Genomic DNA, 6,366 nt, shown 5'->3' with positions numbered 1-6,366 from the left:
CCGGAACGCAACGCCCAATTTTCGGTTGCCGTTGCCGCAGGCGACATCAATGGGGACGCTCGGGCGGACGTCGTTGTTGGATCCGTCAAGCCGGGAACGCTCGGCCTGGGTCAGGGTCAGGGCAAGGTCTTTGCGTTTCTGGCTCAATGAGAGAAAGTCCCTTTGTGTTGGTGACCGGTCTTTGAAGGCGATGACGGTTTCAAGAAGAGGGCGGCACTTCGCTTCGGGGTGCTTGCGGGTCGGCAGGATCACTACGCTCTGTTTTCTTGTTCTCGTGGGTGGGAGCACGGGGTCTCTGACTCGGTGCCTTCCCACCGCGGAGACTCAATCGGCAACTCCACTTCTGACGGTGGCCGTTCCCAACGGCGGCGAAGATTGGCCGATCAATAGCGCCCAGTGCATTCGCTGGAGCACGGCGAATTATCCTTTCGACGCGCGTGTTGCGATCTTTCTCGCTCGTGATGGAACGAATTTCGAGCCCATTCCCGGCCTCGAAGATGTCCCCAACACCGGGTCAGCTTGCTGGCGTGTGACTGGTCCCACCTGCACGGCCTGTCGGATCGGAGTGGCTCCGCTCGAAGCCGGTCCCGAACCGGACATGAGCGATGCTGCCTTCACCATCAGCCCGGCGCGACAGTCCATCACCGTCACCGCGCCGCAGGCCAATGAAGTATGGATTGTCGGAACCGACCGATTCATTCGCTGGCAAAATACGGATATTGTTGGCGACGTGCGCATCGAGCTGTCCCGCGACGGAGGCCTGACCTATACCGAAGTGCTCTTCGACCGCGTCGAGAATATTCCCAACCGTGAGAACGTCAAGGCCTGGCGGGTCACGGGGGTCGAACCGCGTGCCGCCCGCATTCGGATCGTGAGCCTCGTTAATCCCTTCGTCGTCGGTGAGAGCGGATTGTTCGCCATCGCCCTGCCGAGTCAAACAGTGACGCCAGCGGCATTGCTCGAGATGTCGGTTCGGACAGGGAGTCGGCCAAGCGGCGCACCGACGCTGAAACCGACCGGGCCGTCTGAGAAGTATCCGCCGAGCACTCTCTTGCGTGGCGCCGAGCAGTCTCAGCCGAGAATTCGCGTGGATCTCCCCAATCTGGGCGAGTCGTGGATTGTCAATAGCAATCAGCGCATCTTCTGGAGCCAGGAAAATCTGAGCGGGCCGGTCAAGGTCGAACTGTCAACTGATTCGGGACGGACGTTCCCCATCACCATCGCCGAGGGCGTGACGGGGGTGAGCGTCACCTGGCGCGTTCCGCCGACGGTTCCGCTTTCGACGGCGTGTCGCGTGCGGGTATCAAGCCTGGCGGATCCAACCATCTTCGACACGAGCGACGGTGACTTTATGATCACCATCCCCGGCCAGCCGACGATCACCCTCACTGTTCCCGACGGCCGGGAGGTTTATCCGGCGGGAAGCACGCAACGACTCCGCTGGCAGCTCTCGGGTGATGCGGGCGCGACCGTGCGCATAGACATCTCGGTGGATGGGGGGAATACGTTTCGAGTGCTCCTGGACAATGTCACCAATAACACCGATCGCCTGTGGACGGTTCCCACCGTGTCGTCGACGCGCTGTCGCATCCGCATCGTGAGCAAGCAAAACCCGTTCGTGCGCGATGTGACCAACTGCGATTTCACCATCGCCGGTCCGCCCTGATCGGGAGCGGCCCTTTCCTCCTCTCAATCATAGTACTCCAGGCCGAGGTGAGTGATCAGTTCCTCCCCGCGGAGATAGCGGAGCGTGTTCTTCAGTTTCATCAGTTGAATGAACAGATCGTGTTCGGGATAGAGTCCCGGAGCCGTCATCGGGCTCTTGAAGTAAAAGCTGAGCCACTCTTGAATTCCTTTCATGCGGCAGCGCCCGGCCAGGTCGAGAAACAGAGCCAGGTCCAACACCAGCGGCGCGGCCAGAATTGAATCGCGACAGAGGAAATTGATCTTGATTTGCATCGGATAGCCGAGCCAGCCGAAGATATCAATGTTATCCCAGCCCTCTTTGTTATCGCCGCGCGGGGGATAGTAATTGATCCGCACGAGGTGGACGAAGTTTTTGTAAAGCTCGGGATAGAGGTCCGGCTGCAAGATGTATTCGAGCACCGAGAGTTTCGACTCTTCCTTGGTGCGGAAACTTTCGGGGTCATCGAGCACTTCGCCGTCGCGATTGCCGAGGATGTTGGTGGAGTACCATCCGCTCAAACCGAGCAATCGAGCTTTCAATCCCGGCGCGATGATCGTCTTCATGAGCGTTTGGCCGGTTTTGAAATCCTTGCCGGCGATGGGCACGCCGTAAAGCGTGGCCATGTCCCGCAGCGCCGGAATATCCACCGTGAGGTTGGGAGCGCCGTTGGCAAACGGAACCTTGCACTTGATGGAGGCATAGGCGTAGATCATCGAGGGCGCGATGTGGGGGGAATTCTCCTTCATGGCTTGCTCGAAAGCTTCCAGTGAGCCGTGCGCCTGCTCGTTGACTTCCATGAAAATTTCCGTCGAGGCGCACCAGATCATGACCAGCCGGGAACACCCGGTGCGGGCTTTGAAGTTCTCGATGTCCTCGATGAGCTGCTGGGCCAGCTCCAGTTTATTTCGGCCCGATTTGACATGGGTGCCGGAAAGCCGCTTCACATAGTGGCGGTCGAAGACGGCCTTCATGGGCTTGAGCTGCCGCAGTTCGGGTTCCAATTGCTTAAGCAGGTCTTTATCGAGCACGCCGGCGTGCACGGCAGATTCATAGGCGTCGTCCTCAAAAATATCCCAGGCTCCGAAGACGAGATCATCAAGCTCGGCCAGGGGAACGAAGTCTTTGATCCGGGGCACGCGATTCTCAGTGCGTTTGCCCAGGCGAATGGTGCCCATCTGGGTCAGGCTGCCGAAAGGTTTGGCCAGACCTCGCCGGATCGCTTCGACTCCGGCCACAAATGTCGTGCTCACGGCCCCCAAACCAACAAGTAGTACACCAAGGCGTCCCTGCGGAGGATCAATGGTCACTCCTTTTTGAATCATGGCGAAACCCTCCTCGGAAAAATACCCGCGACACACGCGGAATGAGGCGAAAATCTCCGCCCGCGGATGAAAGACATCAGCGGGCACTTTTCATCTGAAGGCCGATTCTCATTTTTCGTCGTTTCAGGGCGGAAGCCCATGCCCCATGAGTAACTCCTTCCGAAGGCTTTTCCAGCCTGTGCCGTTCGCAGTGCACTTTCGGCTGTGCTTCTTCGCGGACGGAAGAGTCTGCGCTTTGTCTTCAGTGCCCACAGCGCAGAATCACCGATCCTCGCTCACAACCTCTTTTTTGATTCTTTCGAGCCGGTTGGTGATCAAAGCATCAACTCCCAGGGCGGTCAACAGGCGACTGAGGGCTTTTGAATTGACCGTCCAGATGGCCGTGCCCAGGCCAGCTCGTCGTACAGCAGCGATGACGCGCGGCCGAGCCAGCGTATAATGGAGCGAAACCCATCGCGCAGATGCTTCTTCAGCCGGTCGAATGATCTCTCGCGCCGACCAGCCCGCGGTCATCCTTCGCGGGTCGTAGAGAAGGGCAATGTGCGCATGGGGAGCCTGCTTCTTGAGCTGCTTCATCAATTCGTGATCGAACGAAGCGTAGACGACGCGATCGTCCATCTCGGCTTTGCGGACGGCGCCGAGCGTTGCTCCAATCATCTGGGTGATACGCTCCCGCTGCGGCTTGAGTTCTATGCAGAGAATGAGCGGCGTGGGTCGCACCATGGCCAATACTTCATCGAGAGTGGGCACTCTCAATCCCACATACTCGGTGCGCGCCCGCCGGGGATAGGCGCGGTTGAACCAGCTCCCCGCATCGAGCCGGCGAAGCTCATCCAGCGTCAGGTCGCTCACCCGACCCCGCCCGTTGGTTGTTCGGCCCACCGTCTCGTCATGAATCACCACGACCGCTCCGTCGCGGGTCATCTGGACATCCAGCTCAATTCCGTCTGCCCCCTGAGCAATTGCGGTGGCGAAGGCGGGAAGCGTATTTTCCGGCGCCAGGTCCGATGCTCCTCGATGAGCGATGATGAGCGGTCGTGTCCTGTCGGTTTTCATGAGGCTACAGTTTTACCCACCCGAGTCGGCTCAGACAAGGGCTGAGAACGGCTCACGAGACCCTGAGCAAAGCTGGAGTGTCCGGTCATCCTCTCGGCAAGAAGTCGAGCTGGTGGGCGCAAAAGCACGACATCTCGCGCAAGACGATCTCGCGATGGATGCGCCAGGGGAAGACGCCGGCTGGATTTGGACAAACGCTCGCTGGGACGATTTCGGATCAAGGAGTTCGGAGGGTCCCTCTCCCGCCGCCCTGTCCTCGACGCCTGCCCGTCGGGTGGGGCCGACAACGGCGAACAAATCCTCTACACACTCTGGCGCGTGGCGGGCAGAACTTGGTGGATTCGGTTCAAAGAGAGAGGCTAACCTGGAGGACTGCCCTCCGCCGTGGGTGATACGTCCCTTCCATTCGGCACACCTCTCCAGAAGGGCGGCAAGTCATCGGGGCTGTTTCACCCCTGCCGACACTCGTTAAACGGGAACACCTCGACCTCTTCCTGGCGGCACATTATGGTTGATCGGTTGGACGAGCACTTTTTAAGCGCCGGGCCCTCATTGGGGCAGCGCGTAGTCAGCCTCGCCCCCTCTGTGGTATAGTTCTCCGGCACGAATTCGGCTACTTATGAACTCACTGGCGCTGGCCAAAGATTATCTCCGCAAAGCCAGGGCGCGGCTGCGGGCCCTCGAACTCTTGTACCAGGAGGCATCCTACGACGACGTTGTCCGTGAGGCTCAAGAAATCGTCGAACTCGTCCTGAAGGGAACTCTCAGGTGTTTGGGGATAGATCCGCCGAAACGTCATGACGTCGCGCCTCTACTTCGGACATACCAATCCTTGTTGCCCTCTTCCTGGCAAGAGGAGTTGGATTGGATCGAAGATTTGTCCCGGACGCTCCTTCGCGAAAGAAGTGAGGCATTTTACGGCGATGAAACGGACCTCATCCCTGCCTCTCAGCTTTACGCTCGCGACGATGCCTCCAGGGCGTTGGCCGGAGCCCGGCGGCTCGTCGAGTTGTACGAGCTTCTGCTCAGGGGCTGTTCGGCGCCCACTTCCAGGCAAGAGGGTGAGGGAGAGGATCGGCCATGAGAGCCTCTGAGTCCTTGAGGGGAGATTTAGAGCGATTTCTCAGTCTTCTCCAGGCCGAGTGGGGGGATGATCTCATCAGTGTCGTTCTCTTCGGATCACAGGCCCGGGGTCAGGCTCGACCCGAAAGCGACATAGATCTGCTCATCGTCAAGAAGCATTTCCCCCGAAGTCGGCTGGAGCGGCAGAGGCTTCTCTGTCAACTTGACAAGAGGATCGGCATGGAGTTCGCAACTGCTCTCTCTCCGATCCTGCTCACGCCTGAGGAAGCTCAAGTGATCAAGCCTTATTACCTGGGACTGTTGAGCGGCCATGTGATTCTGTTTGATCGAGACGAGTTCTTCGCCCGCATCTTGAAACGGCTTGAGGAGCGGTTGGCTGAGTTGGGAGCCGAACGCCGGTTCGATCCCGATGGATACGAATACTGGGTCTTGAAAAAAGACGCCCGATTGGGTGAAGAAATCATCCTCTGACCCGAATCCCCCTGACGCATAGGGTTTGCTCGCAGGTGGCGCGCACGTTCGAGCCGGTCACGACTCGCAGACGCGATGGTTTGCGCCACGTCGTGCTTGCTCGGCGCGAACCACCGTCGGTATATTTCACTCGCACAGCTATGGTGTTTGTGGAGCGGGACAGGACGCATCAGGAGATGATCGCGGGACTGAAGCGCTTCGCTACTCTTGAAGACCTTTACCGGTCCGAGTTCTATCGGCGGAACAAAGCGCGATTGAGGGCTCTTTTGGAGATGACGGCGCTTTATCCCGCTTCCGACGTTCCTCCGCGGGAGCGTCGGTTTATACGCGCCGTGGCCTGGAATATCGAAAAGGGGAAAAACTTTGAGGGAATCCTCGACTGCCTGCAGACTCATCCGCTGCTTCGTGAGGCCGATCTCGTTCTTCTCAACGAGGTGGATTGGGGAATGAATCGGTCGGGCAATCGCCATATCGCGCGGGACCTCGGTCAGGCGCTCGGCCTGCACGCCGCGTTCGCTCCGGCCTTTCTGGAATTGACCAAGGGCATCAATGACGAGCGGGATCGGCCCGGCGAAAACACGGTTTCCCTTCAGGGCAATGCCATCCTCTCGCGCTTTCCCTTTCGGAGACTGCGCGTTATTGCGCTGCCGCAACTGTTCGAACCGTTCGAGGCAGAGGAGAAGCGATGGGGCCGACGCTCGGCCCTCGTGGCCGAGGTGACGCTCGCCGATGCCACCGCTCTCACGG

At 59.2% G+C, this 6,366-nt stretch carries 6 protein-coding genes; 4 read left to right on the top strand and 2 right to left on the bottom strand.

Going from position 1 to position 6,366, the window contains the following annotated elements; genetic code table 11:
- Positions 1 to 349: 349 nt before the first annotated feature.
- On the top strand, positions 350 to 1,666 hold the full coding sequence (locus VNM72_03925) for a hypothetical protein (GenBank protein ID HXF04545.1): 1,317 nt from the start codon (positions 350 to 352) through the stop codon (positions 1,664 to 1,666).
- Positions 1,667 to 1,689: 23 nt separating this feature from the next.
- Here VNM72_03925 and VNM72_03920 read toward each other — a convergent pair whose 3' ends face one another.
- Both VNM72_03920 and VNM72_03915 read right to left on the bottom strand, forming a co-directional pair.
- Positions 1,690 to 3,009 carry an inositol-3-phosphate synthase gene (locus tag VNM72_03920; protein ID HXF04544.1) on the bottom strand — a complete coding sequence of 440 codons (1,320 nt, stop codon included), beginning with the start codon at positions 3,007 to 3,009 and terminating at the stop codon, positions 1,690 to 1,692.
- A 261-nt stretch (positions 3,010 to 3,270) separates the two neighbouring features.
- The gene (locus tag VNM72_03915) at positions 3,271 to 4,065 is read right to left on the bottom strand and encodes a glycerophosphodiester phosphodiesterase family protein (protein HXF04543.1); all 795 of its coding nucleotides are present in this window, start codon (positions 4,063 to 4,065) and stop codon (positions 3,271 to 3,273) included.
- 619 nt (positions 4,066 to 4,684) lie between these two features.
- Between VNM72_03915 and VNM72_03910 the strand changes: the two genes are divergently transcribed.
- From VNM72_03910 to VNM72_03900, 3 genes are all read left to right on the top strand, one after another.
- Positions 4,685 to 5,149 (top strand): HEPN domain-containing protein, encoded by a 465-nt coding sequence (locus VNM72_03910; GenBank protein HXF04542.1) that lies wholly within the window; start codon positions 4,685 to 4,687, stop codon positions 5,147 to 5,149.
- Entirely contained in the window at positions 5,146 to 5,619 is a 474-nt protein-coding gene (locus tag VNM72_03905) for a nucleotidyltransferase domain-containing protein (protein ID HXF04541.1), read from the top strand. Before VNM72_03910 ends, VNM72_03905 begins: the two co-directional genes overlap by 4 nt.
- A 140-nt stretch (positions 5,620 to 5,759) precedes the next feature.
- A partial coding sequence (locus VNM72_03900; GenBank protein ID HXF04540.1) for a hypothetical protein occupies positions 5,760 to 6,366 on the top strand: 607 nt, incomplete at its 3' end.

This window comes from Blastocatellia bacterium (assembly GCA_035573895.1).
Classification (GTDB): domain Bacteria; phylum Acidobacteriota; class Blastocatellia; order HR10; family HR10; genus DATLZR01.
This window is presented reverse-complemented; position numbering and strand designations above follow the sequence as displayed.